Here is a 25,718-nt window from a genome sequence, read left to right as displayed (position 1 = left end):
TGTGACACTGAGGCTCAAAAATGTTTTCAACCAAAATTCGCTATACCTACGCTGAATACAAGTCGATAGTAGACGCCGTGATGCTACAAGAGTTGGGCCATCCTGCGAGTGCAAAGTGGCACGTTCAGCTTTTTTCGCATCCGATTTGCTTTTGTATTTTCATGTATAAATCAATTACAGAGGGTACTTGTGAATTCGTTTTTACCGCAGATGGGTTTGAGCGTGTATCAAACTCAGGAAGTACCCAGATGCAATGGTCAAATATTGGCAGGGTTGTTGATATTAAAGATGCATTTCTGCTTATTGGAGCAACTGACGGTATAGCGCCATTGCCGAAGCGATGCTTTTCGCAAGAGCAAATTAGTCTTATAAAAAGCTGGGCGGGGGGTAAGTTAGCAAGTGAACTCTAATCAATTGCTTGTTTTCGTTAGGCGTGAAAAGCGAGGTAGGAACGGAGAAAACCTGCTTCTAACGCAAACAATCACAATAGAACAATGCACCAAGAACACGCGCGTAAGCTTGCTACCGGAATTTACCTTTGAGTTGCCGCTATCCTCCAGCTTTAATCCAAAAGAGAATGCGCTATGAATGACGTTACAGCTAGACTAATGGAACTTAATAAAAAACAAAGGCAGCGAGTTTTAGCAGCGGCTAAGAAAGACGCCTGTAATAATGAAGGGAAACTGCGGTTCTATACCAAATGGTACGCGGTGCAGGTGGTATTTCTCATAGTCGTTAGTTTTTCTGGAGGTTACGGAATCGGAGTCGCCTCAAGGTCTCTTGGTTCTGAGGGGCCGACCACAAGTGGCATAGCCGTAATGGTAGCGGTTACCATGATTCTCATCGTCCCAATAATGCATGACCGATTGTTAGCGTGGTTTATTCACCCATACTTAGCCAAACACCTTTAGTCATTCCCTACTTTGCGAATTTCTCATGACGATGCGTGCAAGCTGTAGTGTGTCGAATATTCAAGAGCGAGCATTTGAGACCTTGCCCTCGGTCAGCTGTGCTTGCAACAAGTTTTGCCGCTTAGGCAGCAATTAGACACATAGAGATGGATTAGGTGGAACCTTAGATAACTGCGGGAAGCCATACGTGCCGGGTGTAAGACCTTTCCCGAAAAACCCCAAAGTAGTAAAAAGTCTGACTTTTAGAAGGCCTGGGAAACAAGTATGTCGAAAGCCGTTCAGCAACAAATTGGTAATATTGCACTTGTAGTTGAAAACTATGATGATGCCATTGATTTTTACACAAAAAAGCTTCAGTTCGTCTTGATTGAAGATACCGACTTAGGCGCTGGCAAACGCTGGGTTCAAGTGTCACCGCCAAACTCAAATGGAACAAACCTGCTTCTTGCTCAAGCGAGCACAACAGAACAAGCTCAATGTGTAGGTAATCAGACTGGGGGGCGTGTTTTCTTGTTTCTCCAAACTAACGATTTCTGGCGAGATTACCAGTTGATGAAAGCAAATGGTGTTGTATTCAACGAAGAACCGCGAGTCGAAGCATATGGGACCGTTGTGGTGTTCCAAGATCTGTATGGAAATAAATGGGATTTACTGCAGCTCAACAATGCACCGAAAACACGCGCGTAACAAAGACAAAAGCCCATTAGTCGGGCGCCAACCCTCACGGAGAAGCTGTGCGTAAGCTGGTTATCGGAATTCTGATTATTATTTCAGCTCTGGTGCTTTCTGGCGCAGCTTTTCAACGGCATGCTTTGGCCTGTGAGCTGCTTCCTATATTGAATTATCAGCAAGTTACTCCCCAAGTGTTTGTAAGTGCAGATATGTCAGCACAACAGACTGAAACCATTATAGGCACCATAGATTCAGCAATAGAGCGGATTGCCGCAGGGGAGTCGTTTGAAAGTGTGTTTAATCGCTAATAAGGCGCTAATAAGTGACGTGGTTAGTGGCTTGACACTGTTGCGTAACGCGCTACACTATGTTCCATGATTAGAACTTTCAAGCACAAGGGACTGAGGCTTTACTTCGAAACAGGAAGTACCCGTGGTATTCAGGTGAAACACGCGACTAGATTGCGTTTGCAATTAACGGCGCTGAATACTGCGATGGAAGTTTCAGATCTCGACATTCCTGGATACAAACTCCATCCGTTAAAAGGTGATCGAAAGGGCATTTGCTCGATCACTGTCAGTGGTAACTGGCGATTGACCTTTGAGTTTCGTGATGGCCATGTGTATCTGCTTGATTATGAGGACTATCACTGATGTCTGTGATGTTTAATCCAGCCCATCCGGGCGAATTTATTACGGCTACTTATATGGAGCCTTTCGGCTTGAGTTGCCGCTATTTGGCGAAGAAATTAGATGTTTCACCGTCTACTCTGAACCGTGTTTTGAAGTGTCAAAGTGGCATTAGCCCCGAAATGGCGCTTCGTTTATCGAAAGCGTTAGGCAGAAGCCCAGAGAGTTGGTTGGCAATGCAGGATGCATACGATTTGTGGCATGCTGGAAAGAATTTGAGTTTAGATAAGGTGCAGAAGGTTGAGCTCACAGCTGCATAGCAAGTCGCATCAGCACGTCACTTTGATGCTAAATAACAGCTGCGCTGCTGCAGCTAAGAGTAGTACGTATAAACACCGACATCATTAAAAGGAATTTAAAATGCCGATTAAGTTATTCACCCTCCTAATGCTTGGCGCTTTGCTAAGCGCCCCCATATCGGTGAGTGCCGAGGATAACCCTGAGCTACAACGGCTCTTTGATGCCGACCAAAATGCACGACGCGACCCTAATATGAGCTGGGATGAAATTGATACCTTAGACGAGGCGAATCGCGCTGAAGTGCTGGCAATGCTTGCCAGAGGTGAGATAAAAACAGGCCTTGATTACTTTCAGGCGGCGGTGATTATGCAACATGGTGAGAGTGCCGAAGATATCCGTCTTGCCCACTCCTTTGCCACCCTATCAAGTCAACTGGGTTATGACCGTGCAACCTGGATGCAGGCGGCTTCCTGGGACCGTCTACTCATGTATTTCGAGCAGCCGCAATGGTATGGCACGCAATTTACCATCGACGATGATGGTCAATGGCATTTGTATGAGGTTCAAGAAGGCGCAGTCAGCGACGAGCAGCGTGCTGAGTGGCGAGTTCCTTCGTTGTCTGAATCGAAAGAGCGCGCTCGCCAACGCAATGAGGGGTAGAGTTACTTATTGTTTAGCGGTGCACATTGCCTTGGTTGCGTAGTGATACTATAGTATCACTTGAAGTGTAAAAATGGTGACGCTATGAAAGTCGAACTCGTTACGAATCTAAAACGCCAAGCTACAAAAATTCTAGCAGATCTGCACGTGTCGAAAGAGCCTGTACTGATTACTGAGCATGGACAGCCGTCGGCATACCTTGTTGATGTGCAGGATTATGAGTTTATGCAGCGCAGGCTTGAGTTACTTGAAGGGCTTTCTCGCGGAGAGCGCGCGGTGCTTGATGGAAGAACGAGCAGTCAAGCTGAAGCCAAAGAGCAAATGAGTAGATGGCTGAAGTAATTTGGACGCAGCCTGCCCTCAACGAGTTGGATGCCATAGCTGAGTACATTGCTTTGGATAACCCTGTCGCAGCAAGTCATTTCGTTAAAGAAGTATTTAACAAGACCGAGCGTTTAGAAGGTTTTCCAAAGTCTGGGAAAATACCCGCGGAGCTTGCAGAATCAATATATCGAGAATTAGTGGTTCCTCCATGCCGCACTTTTTATCGTGAAGATGATAATCGGGCTTTTATCCTCTACGTCATGCGCGAGGAGCGTCAGCTGCGTACTTTTATGCTGGAGAAGAGCTAATAAAAGTGTCCTGTTGATGTATTGCAATGAGACCTCTAGCCGCAAACCATAACCGAGAATACATCCATGAACACACAACAGAACAACCCGCTGCACGGCCTGACGTTAGAAAAAATACTGACCCAGTTGGTCGAGCATTACGGTTGGCAAGGCTTGCACCAACGAGTCAAAGTCAATTGCTTTGCCAACGACCCGTCTATTAAATCGTCCCTAAAGTTCTTACGCAAAACCCCTTGGGCTCGCGAGAAAGTTGAGGCTTTGTATATCAGTACATTCACCCACGTGTAGTGAGGCCTCGATAGGCAAGGAGCCCATCAATGAATAGCCTTATTTTTGCTGCTAAAAATTTTTATATGGTAAGGCCTTAAAAAATAAGGAGTTTTGTGCAATGGTAGTAAAAGGTGAGTGCCTCTGCGCTGAGGTGAAGTTTGAAGTTGACGGAGAGTTGCCGGACCTCTACCAGTGCCATTGCTCTTTATGTCGCAAGGCGACTGGTTCGACGGCAAATGCCGCTACTTTTGTGAACTCAGCTGAGTTTCGTTGGATTTCCGGTCAGTCAGCCATCCGCTCGTTTCAAAAGCCCACTGGGTATCGCAGCGACTTTTGCGGTACCTGTGGCAGCCCAGTTCCAAATCAGCTAAGAGGGTCAGCCATCATGTGGGTCCCCGCGGGCTTACTCCACGGCGCGCTTACATCAAAGGTTGCTGTTCATCTTCACTTAGGTTCCTCGGCCTCTTGGGAAGTTGAGTCGGATAATTGCCTTCGGTTACAGGCTGGGCCCGATAGTTTAGAGGCTCTGAACCAAGCGTTGCAGCGCAGGGTTTCCTAAAAGCTAAGTTAACTGCTATCTCGACATGTTCCTTATGTTGTACAGGTTATGAAGTGATGTTCTATGAATTTTTTTGAAAGCCCATTTAAAGGCAAAGGGCTCAGCGAACAGATTACAAACCCTAATATCGTCGTGGGGCGCTATAGTTATTACTCTGGATATTATCATGGGCACTCATTTGATGATTATGCGCGCTACCTCCTTCCTGACAGGGATGATGTTGATAAGCTGATTATTGGCAGTTTCTGTTCTATCGGATCAGGCGCCGCTTTTATCATGGCTGGCAATCAAGGTCACCGCTATGATTGGGTGTCATCCTTCCCGTTTTTCTATATGGATGGAGAACCGGCTTTTGCAAAGTCAGTCGATGCTTTTGAGAAAGCTGGCGACACCGTGATTGGGAGTGATGTTTGGATTGGCCGCTGGAGCAAATAAAAGCAGCCATGCCACATTTATGCTCGTCCAATATTACTGCACTTCAAAAATTTTGGCAGCGCGAAAACTTTAAGCCTTGAGCCAGCCGCTCAGGCACATGGTTTCGACAAAGCGACACGCACTAAAGCTGCTTAAACTGTTCTTTTAACTGATACGACTTATCGGTGACGATAGTTTCTAGTGTACTGACGCGCTCTTTCAGGGTGGCGATTTCATTTCTGAGTGCCTCAACATCACCTTTCGCGGCTTTGCTCTTGGTTTTCATGTGCGTTTCGTACGCTGAATACGCTAAGCCGCCAATGATAGCAATTGCAGCAATTTCAAATGGTCCCATGGCATCTTCCTCGGTGTCACTTAGTTTGGTTTTATAGTTCACAACAGCAACAGTCTAATATTAAAGTTAGCTGTGTGCAGCGGATTTTTGTAAGCCTTTATGTCATTTTTTTCGTCTCGAATAGACCCTCCACCCTTAGGGCTATGGGCTACTTGCACCAGTTATGCGATCTGTATATGATTCATATATAAATCATAAGCGATTAGGTTACTCATGGGCATTGTAAAAATTGACGACGAACTTCACGAAGAAATTCGTAAGGCGAGCTCTGTAATGGTGCGATCAATTAACGCACAGGCTGAATATTGGATAAAAATTGGCATGTTGGCAGAGGCGAACCCAGACATGCCTTTCGCCGAGATTATTCGTGACCAGATGCAGCAGGCCGCGGTGGATATAAGAAAAGTGGCGGGTGGCTAACTTGGAACAAGACAATAACAACGTACTGATCAAAACCCCACAAGAGGTGGCGCTGATGCGCCAAGCAGGGCAGTTGCTGGCGCAAGTATTTGATTACCTCGATGGGGTTGTCAAAGTGGGTATATCAACCATGGAAATCAATGATTTGGTGGATACGTATATCACGCAAACCCTGCAAGCCCGACCTGCTAGCAAAGGCCAGTATGGCTATCAGTATGTGTTGAACAGCTCGGTGAATCATGTCGTGTGCCACGGGGTGCCCTCGCCAAGCCAAAAGCTAAGATCGGGCGACATTATTAACCTCGACATTACGCTGGAGAAAAACGGCTTTATCGCAGATTCGAGCAAAATGTATATGTTGGGTGATGTGTCACCCCTTGCCAAACGTTTGGTGGAAACTACCTACGCAGCCATGTGGCAAGGCATTCAATGCGTTAAACCAGGCGCGACTCTGGGTGATATTGGGCATCGCATTCAAACCTATGCACAAGCCCATGGCTATTCGGTGGTGCGTGAATTTTGCGGGCATGGGATTGGCCGCGAGATGCACGAAGCGCCCGAGGTGCTGCATTACGGCGCTGCCGGTAAGGGGCTAGTGTTGGAAGCGGGCATGGTGTTTACCATTGAGCCTATGATCAACCAAGGCAAAGCCAAGATTAAGCAGAAAAAGGATGGCTGGACCATAGTCACCAGTGACAAAAAGCTTTCTGCGCAATGGGAGCACACGGTGGCAGTGACGGAGGATGGCTTTGAGGTGTTGACCTTGCGTGCCGATGAGCAAGTTCCGGCGACGGCGCTCGCGGAAGGTAGTCTATGAGCTACGCGGCATGGGTATTTGTCTGGCTTGGCCTAGGGTCATCGTCCGCCATGGAGATGCAAACTCAACCTGATTGGGCCGAGGTGTTTAGCCGATTCGACGCTCAGGGCACTATGGTGGTGCTCGATGCGCGAAACCAAGCAGATACCACTTTGGTGCATAACCCGCAGCGGGCGCAGCAACGATTGACGCCAGCGTCGACATTTAAGATTCCACATACCTTGTTTGCGTTAGATGCCGGTTTGGTGGACGACGAGTTTCAGGTATTTGTATGGGACGGCACTGAACATAGTTTCGCGGGGCATAATGCTGACCAAGATTTGCGCTCGGCGATGCGGGTGTCTGCGGTTTGGGTGTACGAGGGCTTTGCGAACGCACTCGGGCTGGCACGCTCGCAGCAGTATTTGCGGCAACTTGATTACGGGAATGCCGATGCAAGTAGCAACGCAGACACTGAGCTCGGCGCGTATTGGGTAGACGGAAATCTGGCAATATCCGCCCATGAGCAAGTGGCCTTTTTGCAGCGCCTATACCGCAATGCTTTGCCGTATGCGGTTGAGCATCAGCGTTTGGTGAAAGACGTTATGGTGGTTGAGGCTGATCGTGAATGGATTTTACGCGCTAAAACGGGCTGGGGCGGCAGTATTGGCTGGTGGGTTGGTTGGGTCGAATGGCCAACGGGGCCAGTATTCTTTGCCCTCAACATCGACACCCCCAACCGGATGGACGATTTAGCCAAACGAGAGCAAATCGCGCGGGCTATTTTAGCGTCCCTCGATGCGTTGCCTGCCCGCTAACCATAAGAGGTTTATACATATGCCGCGAAGTAAAGCCATCAAAGTAGCGGCGATTGCGCTTGTTATCAGCATTGCGGTGCTGGCAAGCTTATGGATGCTGATTCTGCGGCCGCCCAGTGCGTTGCAGCAGCAGGCGTTTAAACCAAATGCGGTGCTATTTGACAATGTGCGGGTGCTGTCGATGGCGCATGATTCGCAAGCGCTGCCAGCGCCCGCAACCCCTTCTGAACTGCAAGCGGTACTAGTGATTGGCAATCAAATTGCCGAAATAGGTGTCGCGGGTTCGGTGCCAGCGCCCAGAGGCACGCTGCTGGTGGATGGCCGCGGCCAGACCTTAATGCCTGGGTTGATCGATGCGCATGTTCACCTCAATGACGAAACAGAGCTCGCTGCGTACCTTGCCCATGGCGTCACGGGGTTGCGCAATATGTCGGGCTACCCGTTTCATTTACGTCTCATTGAACGTATCGCACAGCAGCAACTAATAGCACCTGACTTAATCACCACTGGCCCAATTATCAATAGTTCAGGGCCCAATGAGCTGGTGCTGCAAACCACAGTCACGACAGCTGACGAAGCGCGCGCTGTGGTGCGCAAGCAGCACCGTGCTGGCTATCGCGCCAACTTGATTCTAGTGCCGAGTGACCCACTCAACGATATCAGCGTGTTGGAATTCCCGGCGGGTGTGATGATCAACGGGGTGTGGTTAGACCAGCATGCATTGGACGAGTTAAAAGCTTCAGCGCGGGGCTCTAACACGATAACGTTCCTGCGCTCGTTGATTCGCGTCATTGAAATGAAGCTTTTCACTTAGCGTTTAGCTGCTGGGTGCTTTGCGATTAGACAGCTAAGCCCCTGAAATTGACAGTGGGCTGCGCGTTCGCTGGTTAAAAAGTTTTGCAGTGCAGTGAAAGAGGCTGCCGGGCGGTTGGCTTCTGGCCTCGCGTCATGCATCAGTACAATGTCGCCGGGTTTTGTCGCGGTCAGTCGACGCTGGATGGCCTCAACGGTGCCCCATCGCCCCCAATCAATGACACTTCGGTTCCATAGTACGGTATGCATCCCTAAGGCTTTGGCTTGTGCTAATGCAGCAGGCCGAATGCGACCATAGGCGGGGCGAAATAACTGGGTCGCGTTACCTGTGGTGTCGGCTAGGGTGTGATAGCAGCGTCGAATTTCTTCTCGCACGTCTGCTTGAGATAAGCGCCAAGGATGCGCATGGGAATAGCTATGAATACCAATATCGTGACCCGCGTCGGCGATACGTCGAACTAACGCGGGGTGTGCAACACAGGCTTCTCCCAACACGAAAAAGCTCGCCTGGATGTGGTGCTTGGCTAATAGGTCTAACACAGCCGGTGTGAACTCAGGGTCGGGGCCATCGTCGAAGGTCAAGTAGGCGTATGGCTCTGAGCGCTGCCCACGGCTGATAATGTTAAGTAAACCGTTTGGCCACATGCGAGCGTTCTCCTTTAACTGTCTCGCTTAACTGACTCGGCGTCAGCCAGAATTGGTGCGGCATGAGCTCAGAATTGCGATGCGCCTTGAGCTGTGGGAATAAAGCCAATAGCAAAAGCCTGAATTGCCAATGTAACAGGTCACGCCGCCAACCCGCTGGCAAGGGTTCACTTTCAAAACCGACAATATCACCATGAGTTTTGAACCAGGTCACGCCGGTAATCGCTTTAATATTGTCCGTAGCATACTTGGTGGCTAAATCTTCATGTAGCTGTTGCATGGCGGCTATCAGAGCCTTCCCAAATGACCAAACCACGCGCCTGGACGAGGCGTTTTCATGGTTCTGATACAACGTGGCCATATATTCATTATTAAAGTGCAAGGCTAACACGGTATCACCTGACTGGAGCTCAGTGCCATCGCGAAATACTTGTGGCGCGCCATGGTAGCGCTGCTTTTTCACCAACAAGAATTCGTCTACCGCCTCTAATTTATGCCAGCGTCGATAAGCGCGGTCATACTGCAGGTAACTGCTGTTTAAAAGTCGCCATGCGGGTGTTTTTAGCATGCTCTTATCCATCCATTAATGGGCGATTTTGGGTTCTACGATGGGGCTAAAATGCGCCGGTAAATGCGACATGACTTGACGCGCGATCTGCTCTGCTGCTCTGCGGTGCCCGGCTTGATAGGCGCGTTGTTGCAGCGCAGCGAGTTCCTCAGGCGTAGCAAACAAGTGCTTTAAATAGGCAGTTAGCTGTGCTGGGGGGAATTTTGCGCCGATGTGCTCATTTTGCAGAAACTGAACATTGTGCTCTTCCTGGCCGCCCAAGGAGCACGTGGCGAAGAAGGGGCGCCCACACGCCAAAGCCTCGCTGACGGATAAACCGCCTGGTTTGCCGACCACAACGTCAGATGCAGCAATCAGTTGGGCCATATCGTCGACCCAGTTAAACAGGATAATTTGGTCGGGGTACGCGTGTTGTAATGCCTGCAAGCTGGCGTGGTCTTGTTCGGCATTGCCTGCGGTGACTAGTATTTGTAAGTCTTTTCCCACTTTGCATACGTGTTCAACGGTGGGGACTAAACCGATACCATATTGGCCGCCGGTGACTAGCACCGTCGGTTTGTGTGCATTAATGTTGAGTGCCGCTCTTGCTTGCTGCTGGGTTGGTGGGTTATCGAATTGACGATCGAGTGGAATGCCGGTCTCATAAATATGATTTGCCGGAACACCCCAGGCTAACAGCTGGTCGGCGACTGCTTTGGACGACACGCAGTAGCCGTCGGTGGTCGGCCTTACCCACACCTTTTGCAGACCATAATCGGTCAGAATGCCTAAAGTAGGAATGTTATCAAAGGGTGGCTTTAGCTTCAGTTGTGAAAACAGTGCCGCTGGGTACATTTGGGTTGCAACGATAACGTCGGGCGCCGCCGCTTCAATTTGTTCTTTCATGCGCCGCAACATCACTGTACGCATCAGTAGCAGCAAGCTGCGCAATACAATCGGGTGATTACTTTTCTTATCTTTGTTCACTAAAAGGCGCACATAACTGTTCGCTAAAGCAGTGTCGAGATTATGCTGACCAATAGGCAGCCAGCCAGCTTGGCGCGGAAACCAATGCGCTTGTTGCTCTGCGAGGAATGCTTTGATGCCATCGTCCAACGGCGCGTCGCCGCTGAGTTGTTGCCAAAACTCTTTATCCAGGTCATATAGCTTTTGGTAGTAATCAGGATAGTCTTGGGTCATTCGCAGGTAACCGCCTTTGACTGCAGCGGCCACGCGTTCATCCATAAGTGACCATAAGTCCAGGTACTCACAATCTACCGCCGGGAATTTATCTTGTAATGCTTGCTCTATCGCATTGGCTGCGCGCACATGACCAAAACCTAGCTGAGACGTGAGAAATAATACTTTCATGACTATTCCTTATTGGCTAAATGGGGCGATGATTTGGCGTATTGGGTCAGTGCTAGCAGAGCCACTGAAAGCACTACGCCGATGCCAAGCATGGTGTAATGCCAACCGTCGATGGATGCACCGGCGCTGTATATAGCGCGCCCGGTGACACCGAAATACACGAGAAGCAGAGTAAAAGGGGCGCTGCCTATCAACGTGCCCCACAGATAAGGTCGCAATTTGGTTCGTGCTGCGCCATATAGGTAATTGTGGAAACTAAATGGCACGATCGGGTTTAAGCGCAATAAGCTAATGATTTTGATGTCGTTACTGGTCAGCAGGCGCATTGATTTGGACGAGAAGGACTGCTTGAAGTAGTCGCTGTGAAGATAACGCCGGCTAATGGCGAAGCTAAGTAAAGCCCCTAAATTGATGGCAACGAGGGAAATCAGAGTGCCTAACCAGAAGCCCAGAAAAAGGCCTGCGGTAAGCGCAAAAGGAGAGAGCGGCAACATGAATATGACTGCTACGATGTACAGCCCAAACAGGAGCAAGCTGGTTTTCCAGCCTTGATTATCGAGCAAATTTTGCAGCAAGGACTGCCATTGCTCAGCCGGCACAGCGAATGTCAGCGCGACCGCAATGCCACATATCATCAATACGGCGGCCAATTGCCAGCGCACTAAGCTGGAAGGCAATGTTCGGGACTTACGTGACGATGTCTTTTGCATATGATCTTTCGCATATGATGTATGTATCAGCGTTGTAGCGCAAACGAGTATGCCGTTAAGCATAGACAGTGATTTGCATCAGCACCAAACTCAGTGTTCACTCATTTGTTAATCAGCCACCGAAAGTCCCTTAGCGCTTGAATCTGCGTGCTTAGTTCGATTAGGCTGGTCGTGACTGTTTGCCCTTAATCACTGGGATGTGTAGATGGATATTTTTGAACAACTGCGAAGCGGCTTTATTCTTTTTGTCACGCTGTCTCAAGCACTACTAATTGTTGTCGTGCCCCTACTGGTGGTACGAATCTATTACAGGATACGTGATATAGATAAGAAGTTAGATCGAGTTATCGAAGCTCAAAAGAAATACGATAAATTTAAATCAAAGTTATAAGGGTCGTTAGCCATGGAAGCGAAAGCAAAGTTTGAGTGTTTTAAGTGTAAAAGTAATCAGTTTGAAGCTGGGCAGCTTAGAGGCAAGGGCGGTTTAGTATCTGCGATATTTAACCTCAACAATAAGAGATTCCGTTATGTCAGTTGCAAACGCTGTGGTTACACAGAGTTCTATAGCAGCGTGCTTGGTGGTGGCCAAAAAGCCGTCGATTTCTTCACTGGTTAATGGGTTAGCCAAACCTAGTAGAGTGTGTTGACGCTATGGACAGACAAACGCAACTTACCACGTTATACAACATCAAGGTTGGCGCGCTACCAGCGCGCATTGACGCGGATTGTAAACCGCTTTTCCAGCAGGTTAATGTGCTTCGCAACAAGGGGTTGGTGGCCGCTACGCGGCAGACTGCTGATGATTCGATTTACTTAAATGTCTTACTGACCCCAAGCGGCGAGCAAAAGTTAGCGGAGTTGCGCAACGCGCATCCCGACTTTTTCAGAGCATTATTCTTTAGGCGCTATTTGAAGCCTGTGCTTAAAATCGTTGTGACGCTTGGTAGCGGCAGCCTGTTGGCACTCGCGATGAAATTTTTCTTCGCTTAACCGAGTTCTGCTACAAATGTCTTCAAACGTGTGAAGTGTCATATTGTTGCTAAACTTGCTAGCAAGATGAGAGCCAGCAAATAAAGGAAGGCACATGCCGACAGGTGACACTTCACCACAAAGCCCAAATGCTTCTAGCAATGACCGTTACGGTCGTCAAGCCACTAACCCTTGGCAAATTACCTGGCGCGGCTGGTACCAAATAGGTCAGCGTGTCGCCAACAATGTACAAAAGCATAATATCTCGCTGGTTGCGGCGGGGGTTGCGCTGTTTGTCATGCTGTCGATATTTCCTGCGTTGAACGCAGCGGTGGTGCTGTATGCACTGGTCTCGTCGCCAGAAGCCATCATTGCGCAGCTTGAACCATTACGCCAAATTTTACCCCAGCAAGCCTACGATTTACTGACTGAGCAATTGAGTAGCTTGGCAGACGAGGCTGGCGTATCTTTGAGTTGGACATTAGTACTCTCCATTGCGGTATGGTTTTGGGTGTCGCGACGAGGGGCGAAAGCGCTGATTACCGCCTGCAATATTATTTATGAAGAGCATGAAAAGCGGCCTTTCTGGGGGCTGCTATTGGTGTCGATGCTATTTACGGTGATTGGTATTCTTGGTTTCGTGGCGTTGGCAGCGCTTGCGATTGTGCTGCCTATCGCGCTCAATATGGTGCCGATGGGGGAATCTGTTGAAACCTTACTGAGCACTTTACGCTGGCCACTGTTAGCACTGATATTTATTTTAGTGTTGCAGAGCATTTATCGGTTTGCGCCGAATCGCAAGAATGCGAAGTGGCGCTGGGTCAGCGTGGGTGCCGTCATCGCGACATTATGCTGGCTGGGTGCGTCGTACGGCTTCACGGTATACGTGCAAAACTTTACCAATTACAACGAAACCTATGGTGCAATTGGCAGTGTCATTGTGCTCATTTTGTGGTTTTATATTAGCGCGTTTGTGGTGCTGTTAGGCGCCGAAATCAACGCCGAAATGGAGCACCAAACCGAAGTTGACTCAACCGTTGGCAAAGACAAACCCATGGGTGAGCGCGGCGCGTATATGGCCGATACGGTTGGTTCTGAACCGGAGCCCGAAGATCAAGAGCGCCAATAGACCAGTAATGTAATCGATACCCATGGAATACCTCGCAGAGCTTGGCTATGTTGGCTTGTTTGTTGCCGCGTTTTTAGCGGCGACTATTTTACCGTTCAGTTCAGAAATTGTATTAACCGCGTTGCTACTGACCCAGCTGTCGCCCGTTACTTTGGTGGCCGTGGCTACGGTTGGCAATGTATTGGGTTCGCTAACCAACTATGCCCTTGGGTATTGGGCACGCTTAAGTGTGGTGAAAAAATGGCTGCGGATGTCAGAGCAAGATTTTATTCGCGCTGAACAGCGATTTTCCAAATATGGCTTACTGGCATTATGCTTCTCTTGGGTACCCGTGATTGGTGACCCCCTGACCGTGATGGCAGGCATGCTGCGCGTGCCGCTGAAGTGGTTCTTTATTTTGGTGACTGCGGGTAAGTTACTGCGCTACGTTGTAGTGGCCTACCTAGTACTTCAAGTTAGTTGACACTCACTTAGCTGTTATATGAATGGAGTCAGATGTGGCGAGTTTAAAACTGTCGTGGGCATGGTTAATTTTACTTTGTATGGTGCCGCCAGCTGCTGCTGAGGTGGCGGATAAAATGAGCTCACAACCAAGCTTGTATGTATCTGGGGCTCTGGTGGGGGCAATACTTTTAGTGCTAGTGCGTTGGTCGAAATGGGCGAATGTGGTGGCTTTACCGGTTGCTCTGTTTAGTATAATTGGCGCCTATGACACCTTAAGTGATCAAGCCTTGATGCAAGCAATCAGCGCAGAGCAGGGGGCTGGATATATTTGGGCGTTATGGGCTTCAGCCGCGTTGATAGTGGCAGGTGTGGTGATTGGCAATGTCTGGCGCTGGCGTGCACGGCATACAGCATCTCGCAGCCACGTCGAAGTATAAGGAGTTTGAGTCTATGGGCCTGAAATTAAAGCGCATTCACCATGTCGCCATTATTTGCTCGGACTATCAGCGATCGAAAGCGTTTTATACGAACATACTGGGGTTACCTGTGGTAAACGAGGTGTACCGCGAGGCACGCCAGTCATATAAACTTGATCTTGCGTTGCCAGATGGCGGTCAAATTGAGTTATTTTCATTTCCAAACCCTCCGTCACGGGTGACTGACCCCGAAGCGCGGGGGCTTCGGCATCTAGCTTTTGCGGTGGACGACATTGATGCGGCGGTCGCTTGGTTAGACGCCCAGCAGGTGAGCGCTGAACCGATTCGGATTGATGCCCATACCGGGCGCCGCTTTACCTTTTTTCAAGATCCTGACGGTTTGCCGCTAGAGTTGTACAGCGAAAGCGAGCTACAATGGCAAGATCCTAATTAAAACAATGAGGTAAGGTAAGCATGTTCTCACAACTCACAAATTTTGGTTACGAGCGCACGGGTAAGCAAGCGCTTGGTTTTTACCTCGCATACTTGTTGCTGGTTCTGTTGGTTGGCGGCATAGCGGGTGGTATTGCCGGGGTCATCACTGGCGGCGAAGACCATGAATTTCTGATGCGCGTCGGTGGTGGCATTGCGATTCTGGTATGTTTACTACTTGCGGTATTAGTTGTCAGCGCAAAAGGTTTGTGGAGCTCGTTTCTGGCTATTTTGCTGGTGCTTGCTGCGGGCGGTTTAGCGGCAGTCTTGGGCGCGTTACTGGGTTTAATTCCAGTTGCTTACCTAAGCACGGTGAAGTCGAAAAACGCTGAAGCCAATATTCAAACGTTATAGTTCGATATAAACCGCGCTGGCAGGTTTACTCAGCGCGGTTTTCTATGGTCCCGTCGGGTTGCACCCAGAAGTGCTGGCTGGCGGGGCTTTTTTGTAGCTGGAATAAAATATCGAGTAACTGCGCGATTTGCTGCGCCAACTGATAGTTTGCATGCTGTGCGGACACTAGTTGTACCGCCTTGTGTAAGGCTTGGTACTCAGCGAGGCGCGTATTGCTGATATGGTTAAGCCCTAAGCTGCTGGCATTGCGTACACGATAAAAGTCCTCAGCGAGAGTGAGCATCGACCACTGCCATTGCTCGCTGATGGTTTCGGGTAGCGATAATTGCTGTGCTAGTTCTTCGGCACTCAGTTCTAATGCTGCTTGCTTAAGTGGTTGCGGCCATTCCCGCGGAATAAAGCGCTGGCGCACAAGTTCGCGTAAATGCCAATCCACCATCTCTCCGTAACTTGTACTATTAAGTAGCTCTGGGCTCCACGGTGCGCCTTGTGCATGCTCCTGAGTATAAGCAGCAAAGAATGTGTCGAAGCCATCAATGTCTTCAACCAACAGGGTTTCTACTTTTATGCTTTGGTCACTATGTACCGTTAGTAATTTATACGCAGGGCGATAGCCAGCAATAGACGGGGCCTGAATGTTCACTAATGTATTGCCGCTGGAATCTGCCACACTGCTCGTGTGATTGAAGTGCATGTGCCCACCGACATGTAGCCTTAAACCAGTTGCAGCAAGGCGTTCTGCGGTATGAGCAGTGGGTAAGCGTCGTAATTGGGCGCTATCAGGGCCAAATAGTTCGGCCATGCCAGTACCCGTGCCGTGATAGAAGTCGACCATGGGGTAATGGCTAAATGTGATAAGCGTTTTACCCTGTGCATCTGCTCGGGCTGCAACGTTGCTAATCCATTCGACCAAGAAAGGTTTTTGTTCAACGAGCGCATTATAGCCAGCGTTGCTTGGTGAAGCGTAGGCAAGATTCGCATCACTCGCATGGTCGTCTAAAAGCTCATACACATTGGCGTCCAGTGCTAAGAGCCAAAGGCCATCAATGGGTTCAATTAAATAGCTGGTGTCGCTAATTGTTTGGCAGTCACCATCAGCACACGGTTCATATTGACGTGCAGCCAATTCAGCTGCAGCAAGCCCTTGCTGTGAGGAATAATCGCCTTGAGGTCGCCAAAAGGGGGTTTCGAAATAGATATCGGAACGCCTGGGGGTAAACCCGAAGTCACTGAGATGAGCAAATATGCCTGCATAGCCTAACTGCTCTAACTCGTCGCTGCATATATCCGCACGCTGCTGCCGACACTCAGTATGTTGGTGACTGTAGATACTTAGAGCTTGGCCGTCTTCCCCTAGAAAGTCAGGCTTACCACCCGGCACCGTAAATGGACGCACGGGGTCGTGATTGCCTGGGGTTAGCAAGAAACGCATGCCGTGTTCCTGCTCGTAACGTCTCAGAATATTGGCCAAACCCCGAAGGTGCAGAGATTGTCCGTCGTCACTGAAATCGCCTGGTAAAGCAACCAGTGATATCCCGCGTTGCGCGATATCGTCAAGCGCTGCGATAAAGGCAAAGTAGTTTTCGTTAAATAGCCGCGTGGATCTTAGCTGCGCCTGCATACTTCGCAACACTGCCTTTTCGCCGCTGTCGAGCGTAATACCAGTGAAAGTGTCATCCTCAAAACTTGCATAGACGTCATGAAAATGCACATCCGGCAGAAATGCAATTTGGGCCACAGGGGTCGGTTCCGCCGCTACCGGAGCAAGCCCTGATAGCGACAGTAAGGCAGTAAAGCATAGTATGTGTTGCATTAAAATACCGCCCGCACACCGAGGCTAACACGACGGCCAGAAAACTCGTTGGTGGTTGGGAAGCGAGGGTCGATGGTGTAACCGCGGGTCGCTTCGTCGGTCAGATTAATGGCTTTAAGCGTGACGCGCACGAAGTCATTAATTTGATAGCCCATGGACATGTCGATTTGCCCGTAGCTTTCCCGATAGACCGGGAACATATTACGCTCAATGCGTTCTACATAGTCGTCTTTGTAGTTGTAAGAGACACGTACATCAAAGCGTTCATTCTCATAATACAGCGTGGCATTGTAAGCGGTCTCAGCCAGCCCCTCTGGTGGGGTAGGAATATCGAGAGTCGATGCACCGGTTAACGAGTTATTAAGCAAAGTAAGGTTACTATTCAAACCAAAGCCTTCAAGTGCAGGCCATAAGCCACCAAAGGGTACATGGGCGATAAGCTCAATACCCGAGATACGATAGGAACCGTCGGCATTGACTGGCTGGTACACATCAAAGTCGTAAAAGCCGTCTAAGGTGCCGTTTGCATTAAGTTTTTCTACGTTTGGAACAACTCCGGTTAAGGCTTGACGAACCACCCCTTCAATTTCTTTTTCAAAGTAGGTTGCGGCAAGCAAACCACCTGAATCTAAATACCACTCTAAACCCAGATCCCATTGGGTTGCATAGGTGGGCTCAAGGTTAGGGTTGCCGTCACTGAAGCGATACTCGTTCCAGCTTACGCTGCGCCGATAGGCAATATCGACCAGATCTGGGCGCATTAGTGTTCTTGATGCGGCAGCGCGTAGTAATAGCTGGTCGGTTAAGCCTGCGGTTAAGTTCATGCTGGGTAGCCAATCCCGATAGCTGCCCTGGCTAGATACTGGCTCGCTGGTATACCCGCTGGAACCATCTGGGTTTTGAATTTGGTGGTAGCCGAAAGAATCGACCGAGGTGTCGACACCGCGTACACCGGTGTTAATCGTGACTGGAATTTGGCCTACATCAAACCCCCAATTTGCCATCAGATACGCGGCAAAGACTTGCTCGTCAACTTGGTAAAACTCTGCTGGATCGAAATCGACAGCGAAACCTGGGTAGCGAAAGGTGTCTCTGGCATAGGCGTTGGACGGTTGCATCCAATCGATGTCATTCGACCGGTAAGCGCCACCTGGAGCAATGTCGCTAATATAGCCAAGCTCACTATCGCTCAAAAGACGCGTGTTTGCCCACGAAGTGTCCCCCTCGCTTGGGCCTTGAATCAGGGCGTCGCCAAAGTCACGTTGTTTAGACTTATCGGTGTAACGCATGCCAAATTGAATATCAGTTAGCACGGGCAACCATGCTAGGTTAAGGGCATGCTTGAAGTTAAGCTCAGCGGCGTATTTGTCATCACTAATATTTTCGAGGTTAACTTCATAAGATTCAAATAAGTACTGATCAAGTGCCGTATACATATCGAAGCCAGCTGCACTCTCGCTAGCGATAGTTTCACCACCGCGTTCGGTGTAGCGAGTGCGTGAAGGACCAAAGGCGACGTGCTTCAAGTTCGCATAGTCCAGCTCTTTGCGCGCGCCGGAATAGCCTATTAGTCCACTCACTAGCCAATTGCCCGGTTGCCAGTCAAAGTTAAGGCTAAACTGTTGAAAGTCAGTGTTTGACACACGCTCTTTACTCAAAAATTCGTGTTGGGTTGCGGTGTAAGACGCATCAGTCAGCACGAGAATGCCATAATCAGCTAGTGTGGTATCGTCGTAGGCGTGAATGCGTTCTAAGGTACTAATGCTTGATGCTGAATAAGCTGCCGCATCGTATTCGTCTTCGATGGCGTCGTAACCGCCCAACATAGCCTCAAGGGTCATGCTGAATGCGTTCGTAGGGCGATATTGCAACGCAGCAGTCGCACCCCAGCGCGTCTGGTCGTTGACATACACGCGATCCCCTGACTTATCTAAAAACACCACGCGCGAGGTTTCGTCGTTGTCGAATCTATCTTGAATGACGCGGCCGGTATCACGAGCCACTACGTCTACTGCCTGTTGACCTTGCGCATCACGAGCTGCATCGCCCGTGCGCGCAGCGAAGCGTTCAAGCGGGCGAAAATTTATCCCTGAATTAGAGTCAGTACGGTTAGTACGTTGCGCGTGCGAGAACGACGCTAATGCGCCCCAGTTGCCCCACGTATTACTTGCAAGCACTGAAAAACGCGGGTCGATCTCCTCTGAAATCGAATTATGAGCGCCTTCAGCAGAGACAATAAAGCGGCTTCCTGGGTAATCAAATGGCCGCGCTGTAGAAATCATCACCGAGCCTGCGATACCACCTTCTTCGTCGGCGGCCGTGGGAGACTTTTGCACGGTAACTTGTTGAATCAGTTCTGAGGCAAAAATGTCGAATTCAACATCGCGTCCGCCGCTACCCGATGCGGTGGCAAGGCCATTAATAGACACATGGGTAAATTCGGTGGGTAAACCACGAATATTGACGCGTGTACCAAGCCCTTTTTCGCGCTCGATGGTAACCCCTGGCACTCGTTGTAAAGCCTCTGCGAGGTTCTGTTCTGGAAAGTCGGCGATGTCGGTGGCAACAATAGAGTCAGAAAATCCAATATTGTCACGCTTCAAATCGTTGGCTTGTTCTAGGCTACGGCTATAACTTGCAGAAACAGTGATGATTTCAACGCGTTCAGTGGTGTCTGACGGCTGTTCGGATTGTTGTTCGGATTGTTGTTCGGATTGTTGCGCCATAGCGGCTGAACTCAGTAGTACGCCGCCAAGTGCCACGCCTGCAAGTGCGCTATGACGACTGTGCAAAGCGTGAAGCACTGCACGATGAATAAACGACTTATTGAATAGAGATTTGAATTGCAACGACATGGGACACCCTCGCGAATAATTATTGTAATCTGTGAAAGACAGATTTAACGCGGGAGGAGAGGTTAGCTAGCGTATGTGACAGTTCGGGTTCAATTGAGTGACTGGAACGTGACGATTGTGTGAATAAGTGTAAAGAACAGTCGGTTAAGTTTGGCTAATATTTTAAGTGGTAAATTATTAATTTGTAATATCATTCAGTTTTATTAATTACACGAATGCTATCCAACGCCCTGCAAACACGGCACTTAGCCACAATATGAGAGATAGCGCTGCACCTAGCTTCAGCAGCCCGTGTGCATGTGTGGCTGGAGCGTTGCTGCGTAGTGCCCGCCAGTGCGTATTGGCGTGAACCAGAAGGGCATTTAGTAGTGCAAGCGCGATACAGGCCAGCTTGAATAGGAATGCGTCGTTGCTGAGGTAATGGTTCGGTTGCACGCTAAATAGCACCACCCCAGTTAGCAGCGCGAAGACTAAAGCAACGGCGGCAACTTGGCTCATCAATGGCACTAAAGGGACTAGCTCAATGCGGCGGATAACCCCAAGGACGCGCAAGTCCATCACGATTACCGTGCCGATTAGGGTGCCTAGAGCGATAATATGGCTGGCGCTTAATGCGGGGTAAGCCCAATCGGAGCTGCGTAGAAAGCTGGCTAGCGCGGATTGCGCTAGCCATTGCCAAAGAGGCTCAAGCATGGCCGCTTAGTCTTCTTGCAATAAATTGGGGTAGAAGGTGTACTGGGTGTCATTAATGGTCGCGCGAACCGCCTTGATAATGCGCTCATCACTATTATTTGACCGATGACCACGAATCAACACTTGGTCGCCCACTTCCGCTTCGCCTTCAACAAAGCCTGCATCACGCGTTTGTCGCGGGTTACCCAGATCAACCTGCCAAGGGCCGTCGGGTGTGTCTATCATCAACCGTGGGTGGGGCGGGCCGATGTAGATCTCGGTAATAGTACCTGTCATTTCAGTTTGTTCGTCTTCCGTCCAGTCCCAGCCGTGGTGGGCAATCGCGGACGCCATAGTGACCAGTGCGGCGGCGAATACAGCGCTGGCAAATCCAAATAATTTACGCATCTGTTACCTCGTACATGATGTTCGAATGATTTACATAATCTAAGCATGATTCACTGACTACATCATCAGTATATAAAATAAGCGGATGAATACCAGTGGTGATAATCACTACGCAGTTGAGCTACTTTTGGCTTTATTGTGGTAATATCAAGTCGCACGCTTATTGAATAAGTGCGCCACGCGGGGACGACCTCGCGTTGCCTTTCATCGTAGGGACGGCCCTAGCAATTCAAGGAGCCGTTATGTTCTGGTTAATCTTAATTCTTGCAGGTTTGTTGGAAGTTGTATGGGCGGTGGGGCTTAAGTTCACCCGCGGTTTTACGCTACTGACACCGTCAATCGTGACTATCATTGCTATGTTGGCCAGTTTTTACCTGCTCAGCCAAGCATTGCGCGTGTTGCCGCTTGGGACTGCGTATTCGGTGTGGGTGGGTATCGGTATTATTGGTGCTGCAATTGCAGGCGTTGTGCTATTCAATGAGACCGTCTCATTACTCAAGCTAGTCAGTATTGGCCTGATTATTTGCGGCATCATTGGTTTAAAACTCGCAAGCACCTAGTCGCGCTTCTCAACGTTAAACTTAGGTAAAATCAAAGCGCTTGATCAAGGATGCGTTTCATTCTCAAGCGCTATGTTGCTATGCTATACGCGTTTAAAACAAAAGGAATTGAAAGCGAATGGCACCCCCAAAGCAGACCGATCTACCTCTAGTATCACCCTCACACACGCATTCGGAGGCACGATGAAACTAACTTGTATTGGTATCTTGGTTGCATCCACCAGCCTGGCATTCGCCAGCGGCACTGCCTTTGCGCATCCATCGGGAGACGATATGACGCAATCTTCAAATCAAGAAAACCCAGAGTATGTCTGGCAGCAAGCCGACGTGATGCAGATAGAAAACCGACGTGTGCGGAATTGGCTGTGGCGCTTGCAAGGCAATCTGAACCGCGAACATGAGCGGCGTCAAGAGTGGATTGATGGGCCAGCGCAAGACCCTGACTTTGTTGTACATAGCCAAGATAGTCACGAGATACTAACCGACTACGTAAGCCCAGAAGCCATGGCCGACGCGTTTTTAAATAGCTTGCAGGTCCTTAGCAGTGCGCAAGATCATTCCAGCTGGATGATATATTGGGGCTTCGATCTGCCATTCGACTATGAGCTGCAATTACCATATGCACAGTTACGCAATGACCAGCGCATCGCCATGCCAATGGTGCCGGGGCTTACGGATGGGCCTGACCAGACTGTCGATATTCAACGCTTTAGCCCGCTATTTCAGTTGCGCTCGCGACCGCAGCAACGTGAGCGTGAAGTTGCGAGCTTGGGCGGACAGTTTCAGGCTGACTTGCCCCTCGGTGTGTATAACGTCGATTTTACAGAACAAGACCTAAATAAAACCCAGCGGGTTGGCGGGTACTTGATGACGCTAACAGACCTTGAGCCCTCGCGTTTCAGTGTCCATATTCAGCGCGACCCGGATTACGCAGGTGAACCACTTGCGCCGTTACGTGATGGCGATTTGCGTGGCCTTGGCAAGACCGCAGACGGCCGTTTAGTTGAGCAAATCGCAAGCACGCGGTTTAATGCAGCGTATTTGGCGACTTTAAATGACTGGATCAACGCCCGCATTGCTGACGCTATTGCTGCCGACGCCGAACAGCCCATCGATCTGGATGTTTGGGAGCAGCAATTACAAGCGCTGGAAAGTTCACTCAATTACGCCAGCGAGGACGTGCTGCAGGAAGGAGTGACGGTCACTTACGCGACCTTTGGCTACATGCAGGCGGGGCGAATTACCTTGCTGCAATATCCAGAAACGCCGCAGCGTGTGCAGCGCGAACTTAGTATTCCAGTACAATTTTGGTCGAGCCGCTGGCCGCATCCGCTCAAAGCCTTTGACGAGCTACCAATCACTGCGCCCGCGGGGCCGGTGTATGACGGGCATTGGGAGTTAGAAGAATTGCCCGAGGAGGCAATGGCTGAAGCATTGCTGTCGAACTTCACTACCCATTTAGATGATTTCAGCAAAGCAGAAACGGAACAGCTTGAAGAGATAGCATTTAAGTACCCAAGCGTGATGACAGACTTGCTGACCAGCGCGCAGCGTATTGGCGCCCCGCAGCTTGAAAGCGTCCAATTCTTCGATCAAGACGGCGAGCCGCTGGCGGCTCCAGATAGCGATGATGCAGTAAGTGTGGATACAGGAAAACTGCTCTATCGGCCGTATGAATTTGAGCGTTGGCCGTATCGGGTGACGTTAACCTTGCCGGTGACGCGGGTGGATGGCTTCCAGCGTGAACGCTTTCAGTTAGATGCGCTGCCAACTGGCGTATATGTGCAAGGTAACCGGTTAGTGATGGCTGATAGCGCTGTGCCCGACGGCAGTGCATTAGTAGTCGGCGATGACCATGGCGTCCTAAAGCTGATGGCACGCAGCACTGTAAGCCTTGAAAGCGACCCGCAACAAGCCTATGAGGCGGCACTATATTACGGTGAACCGCGTTGGGTAGAGGTGTGGTCAAAGCAAGATGTGAGCGAACATATTGTTGAAATAACAGTCGACTTACAAGGCCCAATGCAGCTTTAATAGGGAAAAGTGAACCCGAGCTTAATTGCTATGGCTCACACACAAATAAGTGCACCACAAGGATTGAGCATGCAACAACATACATCAAACCAGCCAGAGATTGACGGTTCCACTGCAAAACCTGCGCCTCGCAACTATACGGAAGCGGACTTGCAGTCTTGCGTGGAGGCCGAGATTCTTACGCCTGAACAGTTAACGCAAGTACGTGACCACGTATACCACCGCAATACCGCTAAAAAGAGCATTGAAAGTGAGTATTTTCGCTTAATTTCAGGCTTTAACGATATTTTCGTGGTGGTTGCCTGTGCCTTGGTACTAGCTGCCATCGGTAGTTTCGTCAGTGCACTAACGGATTTAAATGCTAGCTTAGGGGTTGCGCTGGGTGCTTGGGCACTCGCCGAGTACTTTGTGCGGGTGCGTAAAATGGCGCTACCGGGTGTGGCGCTGGCGTTAAGTTTCGGTATCGCGAGCATTATTTTCGCGATGCAAAACTTTGGCTTTGAAGGCTTTAGGCTGGTGTTGGTTTGCCTGGCAGCGGCAGCGCTACAACTGCTGTTCTGGTGGCGTTTCCGGGTACCTATTACTATTGCGACAGCAGTGGGCGCACTGGTGCTGGCGGTACAAATCATGGTCGCAGGTACCACCCATGGTGTGATTGCTACCATACCACTGCTGAACCTACTGCTCGGTCTTGCGGTATTTGCGTTTGCCATGTGGTGGGATATTAGCGACTTAAAACGCACTAATTACCGCGCCGATGTCGCGTTTTGGCTGCATATATTAGCCGCTTGGCTACTCGCAGCTGGTATTTTCCCGTTCATTATAGGCGGTCCTCAGCTTGCTGAGGAAGCCCCGCAGGTGGGTATCTTTGGTGCCCTGATTGTGACCCTGATCTACGCACTGATGGCCTTGGTATCGCTTTGGGTGGACCGTCGCGCACTGATGCTGGCAGCGATTGGTGCACTGGTGTACGTGTATAGCCAAGTATTGACCGAATATGGTGTGGTCAGCTTGAATTTTGCCATTAGCACTATGGGTATCGGCCTTGGTTTGCTGGCATTGTCAGTATATTGGCAGCGCTGCCGACGGGTAACGCTCAAAGTATTGCCAACGCGCTTGCGAGCTTGGGTTCCGCCGCTTGACCATGAGCTAGATGGTCAAGCACACAGCGAGAAGGCTAATTGATAATATTACCGAATAGCGCTGGGCTGCCTAGCGGTTTGGTCGGTTAGGCAGCGCCACCACAGGTACGGTGAATTGCAAAGGCGCGCCACTGCTGCGCGCTATCTCAACTTGCAACGGTTCGCGAATGCGGTATTTATCGCCGCTGATAGTGATTTCCAGCATGTGGTCTTCAGGGCTAACCTGAAAGCTCTCACTGATGCGCTCACCGGCGCTATTGCGCACCGTCAAACCGCGTAATGGTTCAAGTCGGTTGAGGCCATCGACGTAAAATACCAGAATATAGGTGTAGGTTTCCCGCCAGTTGCGATCGTGGTTAGGTAGGTGTGCGACAAACTGACGTACGCTGGCTTCAAAGTTCGGCGCTAAACCTTCGCGTGCACGAATGGTGCTTAATTGCTCATTGAAGTTAGCTTGGCTCGCCCGGCGCTGGTTGATGAGCTGGCGCTCGTCAATTAACACCATATTGATGTGGCGGTCGGCAGCCGTTAAGTTGCTGTATTGCTGGGTCGCCTGTGGCTGTGGGGCATTGAACGGCGCACTGAAACTCGCGCAGCCAGTAAGTACCCAAAGAGCGAGGAAGCTGCTAATCCATAATTGTGACGTGCGCATATGACCCCTTATATTCGTTCGGCCTTCCCAAACGCTTGTTGTAATTAAGCTGCAAAGTGTAATCCATAAATTCGCATTTGCAGAGCAAATCAACTATTTATATCACTGTGTGCAACACAGTTACAAACCTTAGCAAAATCCGCGTAAACCCTCGCCCAATCGGGCGGGGATATAAGCGGGAGCCGCGCAGCGGTTCTAGTCAGGTATGGCCTGACTTTGTACATATTCTTTCAGTGTTTCGATAGTTGCTCCACCT

Annotated in this window: 34 protein-coding genes and 1 pseudogene; 25 read left to right on the top strand and 10 right to left on the bottom strand. The window is 49.8% G+C overall.

Going from position 1 to position 25,718, the window contains the following annotated elements; translation table 11 throughout:
- Nucleotides 1–20: 20 nt before the first annotated feature.
- From CWE07_RS13695 to CWE07_RS13645, 11 genes and pseudogenes are all read left to right on the top strand, one after another.
- The gene (locus CWE07_RS13695) at nucleotides 21–410 is read left to right on the top strand and encodes a YcxB family protein (RefSeq protein ID WP_111570501.1); all 390 of its coding nucleotides are present in this window, start codon (nucleotides 21–23) and stop codon (nucleotides 408–410) included.
- A gap of 765 nt (nucleotides 411–1,175) precedes the next feature.
- Nucleotides 1,176–1,598 (top strand): VOC family protein, encoded by a 423-nt coding sequence (locus tag CWE07_RS13690; RefSeq protein ID WP_111570499.1) that lies wholly within the window; start codon nucleotides 1,176–1,178, stop codon nucleotides 1,596–1,598.
- Between the two features lie 47 nt (nucleotides 1,599–1,645).
- Nucleotides 1,646–1,891, top strand: a complete 246-nt coding sequence (locus CWE07_RS13685) for a hypothetical protein (protein WP_111570498.1) — start codon at nucleotides 1,646–1,648, stop codon at nucleotides 1,889–1,891.
- Nucleotides 1,892–1,957: 66 nt separating this feature from the next.
- Nucleotides 1,958–2,236 (top strand): type II toxin-antitoxin system RelE/ParE family toxin, encoded by a 279-nt coding sequence (locus CWE07_RS13680; protein ID WP_111570497.1) that lies wholly within the window; start codon nucleotides 1,958–1,960, stop codon nucleotides 2,234–2,236.
- Nucleotides 2,236–2,532, top strand: coding sequence for a HigA family addiction module antitoxin (locus CWE07_RS13675; protein ID WP_111570496.1), 297 nt, complete (start codon nucleotides 2,236–2,238; stop codon nucleotides 2,530–2,532). Before CWE07_RS13680 ends, CWE07_RS13675 begins: the two co-directional genes overlap by 1 nt.
- Before the next feature lie 100 nt (nucleotides 2,533–2,632).
- Nucleotides 2,633–3,172: a hypothetical protein gene (locus tag CWE07_RS13670; RefSeq protein WP_111570495.1), complete on the top strand. Its 540-nt coding sequence runs from the start codon at nucleotides 2,633–2,635 to the stop codon at nucleotides 3,170–3,172.
- A gap of 84 nt (nucleotides 3,173–3,256) precedes the next feature.
- On the top strand, nucleotides 3,257–3,514 hold the full coding sequence (locus CWE07_RS13665; protein WP_111570494.1) for a type II toxin-antitoxin system Phd/YefM family antitoxin: 258 nt from the start codon (nucleotides 3,257–3,259) through the stop codon (nucleotides 3,512–3,514).
- A complete protein-coding gene (locus CWE07_RS13660) occupies nucleotides 3,502–3,804 on the top strand; it encodes a type II toxin-antitoxin system RelE/ParE family toxin (protein ID WP_111570493.1) in 303 nt (100 codons plus the stop codon). Before CWE07_RS13665 ends, CWE07_RS13660 begins: the two co-directional genes overlap by 13 nt.
- Before the next feature lie 66 nt (nucleotides 3,805–3,870).
- Nucleotides 3,871–4,092, top strand: coding sequence for a VF530 family protein (locus CWE07_RS13655; RefSeq protein ID WP_111570492.1), 222 nt, complete (start codon nucleotides 3,871–3,873; stop codon nucleotides 4,090–4,092).
- 100 nt (nucleotides 4,093–4,192) lie between these two features.
- On the top strand, nucleotides 4,193–4,633 hold the full coding sequence (locus CWE07_RS13650) for a GFA family protein (protein WP_111570491.1): 441 nt from the start codon (nucleotides 4,193–4,195) through the stop codon (nucleotides 4,631–4,633).
- A 63-nt stretch (nucleotides 4,634–4,696) separates the two neighbouring features.
- A pseudogene (locus CWE07_RS13645) lies at nucleotides 4,697–5,053 on the top strand (LbetaH domain-containing protein); the annotation flags it as partial.
- Nucleotides 5,054–5,189: 136 nt separating this feature from the next.
- Here the strand turns inward: CWE07_RS13645 and CWE07_RS13640 are convergent.
- A complete protein-coding gene (locus CWE07_RS13640; RefSeq protein ID WP_111570490.1) occupies nucleotides 5,190–5,402 on the bottom strand; it encodes a coiled-coil domain-containing protein in 213 nt (70 codons plus the stop codon).
- 213 nt (nucleotides 5,403–5,615) lie between these two features.
- On the opposite strand from CWE07_RS13640, the gene CWE07_RS13635 reads away from it, so the two are divergent.
- The 4 genes from CWE07_RS13635 to CWE07_RS13620 are packed head-to-tail and all read left to right on the top strand — an operon-like array spanning nucleotide 5,616 to nucleotide 8,250.
- Nucleotides 5,616–5,822 (top strand): ParD-like family protein, encoded by a 207-nt coding sequence (locus tag CWE07_RS13635; RefSeq protein ID WP_111570489.1) that lies wholly within the window; start codon nucleotides 5,616–5,618, stop codon nucleotides 5,820–5,822.
- Nucleotide 5,823: 1 nt separating this feature from the next.
- Nucleotides 5,824–6,639: a type I methionyl aminopeptidase gene (gene map / locus CWE07_RS13630; protein WP_275541020.1), complete on the top strand. Its 816-nt coding sequence runs from the start codon at nucleotides 5,824–5,826 to the stop codon at nucleotides 6,637–6,639.
- Nucleotides 6,636–7,436: a class D beta-lactamase gene (gene blaOXA, locus CWE07_RS13625; protein ID WP_111570488.1), complete on the top strand. Its 801-nt coding sequence runs from the start codon at nucleotides 6,636–6,638 to the stop codon at nucleotides 7,434–7,436. The genes map and blaOXA overlap by 4 nt, the downstream gene beginning before the upstream one ends.
- A gap of 19 nt (nucleotides 7,437–7,455) precedes the next feature.
- On the top strand, nucleotides 7,456–8,250 hold the full coding sequence (locus CWE07_RS13620) for an amidohydrolase family protein (protein WP_111570487.1): 795 nt from the start codon (nucleotides 7,456–7,458) through the stop codon (nucleotides 8,248–8,250).
- On the opposite strand, the gene CWE07_RS13615 is transcribed toward CWE07_RS13620, so the two are convergent.
- From CWE07_RS13615 to CWE07_RS13600, 4 genes are read right to left on the bottom strand one after another with little or no spacing between them, the layout of a single operon-like run.
- Nucleotides 8,247–8,894, bottom strand: a complete 648-nt coding sequence (locus CWE07_RS13615; protein ID WP_111570486.1) for a polysaccharide deacetylase family protein — start codon at nucleotides 8,892–8,894, stop codon at nucleotides 8,247–8,249. The genes CWE07_RS13620 and CWE07_RS13615 overlap by 4 nt on opposite strands.
- Nucleotides 8,872–9,462 (bottom strand): YkoP family protein, encoded by a 591-nt coding sequence (locus CWE07_RS13610; protein WP_111570485.1) that lies wholly within the window; start codon nucleotides 9,460–9,462, stop codon nucleotides 8,872–8,874. The genes CWE07_RS13615 and CWE07_RS13610 overlap by 23 nt, the downstream gene beginning before the upstream one ends.
- A 15-nt stretch (nucleotides 9,463–9,477) precedes the next feature.
- The gene (locus CWE07_RS13605; RefSeq protein ID WP_111570484.1) at nucleotides 9,478–10,812 is read right to left on the bottom strand and encodes an MGDG synthase family glycosyltransferase; all 1,335 of its coding nucleotides are present in this window, start codon (nucleotides 10,810–10,812) and stop codon (nucleotides 9,478–9,480) included.
- Between the two features lie 2 nt (nucleotides 10,813–10,814).
- Nucleotides 10,815–11,522 carry a TVP38/TMEM64 family protein gene (locus CWE07_RS13600; RefSeq protein WP_157983280.1) on the bottom strand — a complete coding sequence of 236 codons (708 nt, stop codon included), beginning with the start codon at nucleotides 11,520–11,522 and terminating at the stop codon, nucleotides 10,815–10,817.
- A gap of 403 nt (nucleotides 11,523–11,925) precedes the next feature.
- Here CWE07_RS13600 and CWE07_RS13595 point away from each other — a divergent pair, with 403 nt between their 5' ends.
- From CWE07_RS13595 to CWE07_RS13565, 7 genes are all read left to right on the top strand, one after another.
- Nucleotides 11,926–12,138, top strand: coding sequence for a zinc ribbon domain-containing protein (locus CWE07_RS13595; protein WP_111570481.1), 213 nt, complete (start codon nucleotides 11,926–11,928; stop codon nucleotides 12,136–12,138).
- Between the two features lie 35 nt (nucleotides 12,139–12,173).
- On the top strand, nucleotides 12,174–12,512 hold the full coding sequence (locus CWE07_RS13590; protein ID WP_111570480.1) for a hypothetical protein: 339 nt from the start codon (nucleotides 12,174–12,176) through the stop codon (nucleotides 12,510–12,512).
- A 94-nt stretch (nucleotides 12,513–12,606) separates the two neighbouring features.
- Nucleotides 12,607–13,620, top strand: a complete 1,014-nt coding sequence (locus tag CWE07_RS13585; protein WP_111570479.1) for a YihY/virulence factor BrkB family protein — start codon at nucleotides 12,607–12,609, stop codon at nucleotides 13,618–13,620.
- A 22-nt stretch (nucleotides 13,621–13,642) separates the two neighbouring features.
- On the top strand, nucleotides 13,643–14,083 hold the full coding sequence (locus CWE07_RS13580) for a YqaA family protein (protein WP_111570478.1): 441 nt from the start codon (nucleotides 13,643–13,645) through the stop codon (nucleotides 14,081–14,083).
- 34 nt (nucleotides 14,084–14,117) lie between these two features.
- Entirely contained in the window at nucleotides 14,118–14,501 is a 384-nt protein-coding gene (locus CWE07_RS13575; RefSeq protein ID WP_126819022.1) for a hypothetical protein, read from the top strand.
- Nucleotides 14,502–14,514: 13 nt separating this feature from the next.
- The gene (gloA2, locus tag CWE07_RS13570) at nucleotides 14,515–14,934 is read left to right on the top strand and encodes an SMU1112c/YaeR family gloxylase I-like metalloprotein (protein ID WP_111570476.1); all 420 of its coding nucleotides are present in this window, start codon (nucleotides 14,515–14,517) and stop codon (nucleotides 14,932–14,934) included.
- Nucleotides 14,935–14,954: 20 nt separating this feature from the next.
- Nucleotides 14,955–15,326 carry a hypothetical protein gene (locus CWE07_RS13565; protein WP_111570475.1) on the top strand — a complete coding sequence of 124 codons (372 nt, stop codon included), beginning with the start codon at nucleotides 14,955–14,957 and terminating at the stop codon, nucleotides 15,324–15,326.
- 25 nt (nucleotides 15,327–15,351) lie between these two features.
- On the opposite strand, the gene CWE07_RS13560 is transcribed toward CWE07_RS13565, so the two are convergent.
- From CWE07_RS13560 to CWE07_RS13545, 4 genes are all read right to left on the bottom strand, one after another.
- The gene (locus CWE07_RS13560) at nucleotides 15,352–17,139 is read right to left on the bottom strand and encodes a metallophosphoesterase family protein (RefSeq protein ID WP_111570474.1); all 1,788 of its coding nucleotides are present in this window, start codon (nucleotides 17,137–17,139) and stop codon (nucleotides 15,352–15,354) included.
- Entirely contained in the window at nucleotides 17,139–19,994 is a 2,856-nt protein-coding gene (locus CWE07_RS13555; protein WP_111570473.1) for a TonB-dependent receptor, read from the bottom strand. The genes CWE07_RS13560 and CWE07_RS13555 overlap by 1 nt, the downstream gene beginning before the upstream one ends.
- Before the next feature lie 207 nt (nucleotides 19,995–20,201).
- Nucleotides 20,202–20,687: a DUF6644 family protein gene (locus CWE07_RS13550; RefSeq protein WP_111570472.1), complete on the bottom strand. Its 486-nt coding sequence runs from the start codon at nucleotides 20,685–20,687 to the stop codon at nucleotides 20,202–20,204.
- Between the two features lie 6 nt (nucleotides 20,688–20,693).
- Complete coding sequence (locus tag CWE07_RS13545; RefSeq protein ID WP_111570471.1) at nucleotides 20,694–21,074, bottom strand: DUF6152 family protein; 381 nt, start codon at nucleotides 21,072–21,074, stop codon at nucleotides 20,694–20,696.
- A gap of 242 nt (nucleotides 21,075–21,316) precedes the next feature.
- On the opposite strand from CWE07_RS13545, the gene sugE reads away from it, so the two are divergent.
- The 3 genes from sugE to CWE07_RS13530 all read left to right on the top strand — a co-directional run bounded on the left by sugE (nucleotide 21,317) and on the right by CWE07_RS13530 (nucleotide 24,853).
- Nucleotides 21,317–21,634, top strand: a complete 318-nt coding sequence (gene sugE, locus CWE07_RS13540; protein WP_111570470.1) for a quaternary ammonium compound efflux SMR transporter SugE — start codon at nucleotides 21,317–21,319, stop codon at nucleotides 21,632–21,634.
- Nucleotides 21,635–21,817: 183 nt separating this feature from the next.
- On the top strand, nucleotides 21,818–23,668 hold the full coding sequence (locus CWE07_RS13535; RefSeq protein WP_111570469.1) for a hypothetical protein: 1,851 nt from the start codon (nucleotides 21,818–21,820) through the stop codon (nucleotides 23,666–23,668).
- 69 nt (nucleotides 23,669–23,737) lie between these two features.
- Nucleotides 23,738–24,853 carry a hypothetical protein gene (locus CWE07_RS13530; protein ID WP_111570468.1) on the top strand — a complete coding sequence of 372 codons (1,116 nt, stop codon included), beginning with the start codon at nucleotides 23,738–23,740 and terminating at the stop codon, nucleotides 24,851–24,853.
- 27 nt (nucleotides 24,854–24,880) lie between these two features.
- Here the strand turns inward: CWE07_RS13530 and CWE07_RS13525 are convergent, their stop codons facing one another.
- Nucleotides 24,881–25,462, bottom strand: coding sequence for a hypothetical protein (locus tag CWE07_RS13525; RefSeq protein WP_111570467.1), 582 nt, complete (start codon nucleotides 25,460–25,462; stop codon nucleotides 24,881–24,883).
- Between the last annotated feature and the right edge of the window lie 256 nt (nucleotides 25,463–25,718).

This window comes from Aliidiomarina maris (genome assembly GCF_003987335.1).
Classification (GTDB): Bacteria; Pseudomonadota; Gammaproteobacteria; order Enterobacterales; family Alteromonadaceae; genus Aliidiomarina; species Aliidiomarina maris.
The sequence above is the reverse complement of the archived record's forward strand: the minus strand, read 5'-3'. Positions and strand labels throughout refer to the sequence as shown.

Coding starts and splice junctions, on each gene's coding strand:
- sugE (WP_111570470.1), top strand. CDS start 21,317: ATGTTCTGGTTAATCTTAATTCTTGCAGGTTTGTTGGAAGTTGTATGG.
- CWE07_RS13545 (WP_111570471.1), bottom strand. CDS start 21,074: ATGCGTAAATTATTTGGATTTGCCAGCGCTGTATTCGCCGCCGCACTG.
- CWE07_RS13580 (WP_111570478.1), top strand. CDS start 13,643: ATGGAATACCTCGCAGAGCTTGGCTATGTTGGCTTGTTTGTTGCCGCG.
- CWE07_RS13610 (WP_111570485.1), bottom strand. CDS start 9,462: ATGCTAAAAACACCCGCATGGCGACTTTTAAACAGCAGTTACCTGCAG.
- gloA2 (WP_111570476.1), top strand. CDS start 14,515: ATGGGCCTGAAATTAAAGCGCATTCACCATGTCGCCATTATTTGCTCG.
- CWE07_RS13695 (WP_111570501.1), top strand. CDS start 21: ATGTTTTCAACCAAAATTCGCTATACCTACGCTGAATACAAGTCGATA.
- CWE07_RS13635 (WP_111570489.1), top strand. CDS start 5,616: ATGGGCATTGTAAAAATTGACGACGAACTTCACGAAGAAATTCGTAAG.
- CWE07_RS13675 (WP_111570496.1), top strand. CDS start 2,236: ATGTCTGTGATGTTTAATCCAGCCCATCCGGGCGAATTTATTACGGCT.
- CWE07_RS13665 (WP_111570494.1), top strand. CDS start 3,257: ATGAAAGTCGAACTCGTTACGAATCTAAAACGCCAAGCTACAAAAATT.
- CWE07_RS13650 (WP_111570491.1), top strand. CDS start 4,193: ATGGTAGTAAAAGGTGAGTGCCTCTGCGCTGAGGTGAAGTTTGAAGTT.
- CWE07_RS13670 (WP_111570495.1), top strand. CDS start 2,633: ATGCCGATTAAGTTATTCACCCTCCTAATGCTTGGCGCTTTGCTAAGC.
- CWE07_RS13690 (WP_111570499.1), top strand. CDS start 1,176: ATGTCGAAAGCCGTTCAGCAACAAATTGGTAATATTGCACTTGTAGTT.
- CWE07_RS13615 (WP_111570486.1), bottom strand. CDS start 8,894: ATGTGGCCAAACGGTTTACTTAACATTATCAGCCGTGGGCAGCGCTCA.
- CWE07_RS13600 (WP_157983280.1), bottom strand. CDS start 11,522: ATGCAAAAGACATCGTCACGTAAGTCCCGAACATTGCCTTCCAGCTTA.
- CWE07_RS13560 (WP_111570474.1), bottom strand. CDS start 17,139: ATGCAACACATACTATGCTTTACTGCCTTACTGTCGCTATCAGGGCTT.
- CWE07_RS13620 (WP_111570487.1), top strand. CDS start 7,456: ATGCCGCGAAGTAAAGCCATCAAAGTAGCGGCGATTGCGCTTGTTATC.
- CWE07_RS13585 (WP_111570479.1), top strand. CDS start 12,607: ATGCCGACAGGTGACACTTCACCACAAAGCCCAAATGCTTCTAGCAAT.
- CWE07_RS13555 (WP_111570473.1), bottom strand. CDS start 19,994: ATGTCGTTGCAATTCAAATCTCTATTCAATAAGTCGTTTATTCATCGT.
- CWE07_RS13590 (WP_111570480.1), top strand. CDS start 12,174: ATGGACAGACAAACGCAACTTACCACGTTATACAACATCAAGGTTGGC.
- CWE07_RS13680 (WP_111570497.1), top strand. CDS start 1,958: ATGATTAGAACTTTCAAGCACAAGGGACTGAGGCTTTACTTCGAAACA.
- CWE07_RS13605 (WP_111570484.1), bottom strand. CDS start 10,812: ATGAAAGTATTATTTCTCACGTCTCAGCTAGGTTTTGGTCATGTGCGC.
- CWE07_RS13640 (WP_111570490.1), bottom strand. CDS start 5,402: ATGGGACCATTTGAAATTGCTGCAATTGCTATCATTGGCGGCTTAGCG.
- CWE07_RS13550 (WP_111570472.1), bottom strand. CDS start 20,687: ATGCTTGAGCCTCTTTGGCAATGGCTAGCGCAATCCGCGCTAGCCAGC.
- CWE07_RS13655 (WP_111570492.1), top strand. CDS start 3,871: ATGAACACACAACAGAACAACCCGCTGCACGGCCTGACGTTAGAAAAA.
- blaOXA (WP_111570488.1), top strand. CDS start 6,636: ATGAGCTACGCGGCATGGGTATTTGTCTGGCTTGGCCTAGGGTCATCG.
- CWE07_RS13535 (WP_111570469.1), top strand. CDS start 21,818: ATGAAACTAACTTGTATTGGTATCTTGGTTGCATCCACCAGCCTGGCA.
- CWE07_RS13565 (WP_111570475.1), top strand. CDS start 14,955: ATGTTCTCACAACTCACAAATTTTGGTTACGAGCGCACGGGTAAGCAA.
- CWE07_RS13530 (WP_111570468.1), top strand. CDS start 23,738: ATGCAACAACATACATCAAACCAGCCAGAGATTGACGGTTCCACTGCA.
- CWE07_RS13525 (WP_111570467.1), bottom strand. CDS start 25,462: ATGCGCACGTCACAATTATGGATTAGCAGCTTCCTCGCTCTTTGGGTA.
- CWE07_RS13660 (WP_111570493.1), top strand. CDS start 3,502: ATGGCTGAAGTAATTTGGACGCAGCCTGCCCTCAACGAGTTGGATGCC.
- CWE07_RS13595 (WP_111570481.1), top strand. CDS start 11,926: ATGGAAGCGAAAGCAAAGTTTGAGTGTTTTAAGTGTAAAAGTAATCAG.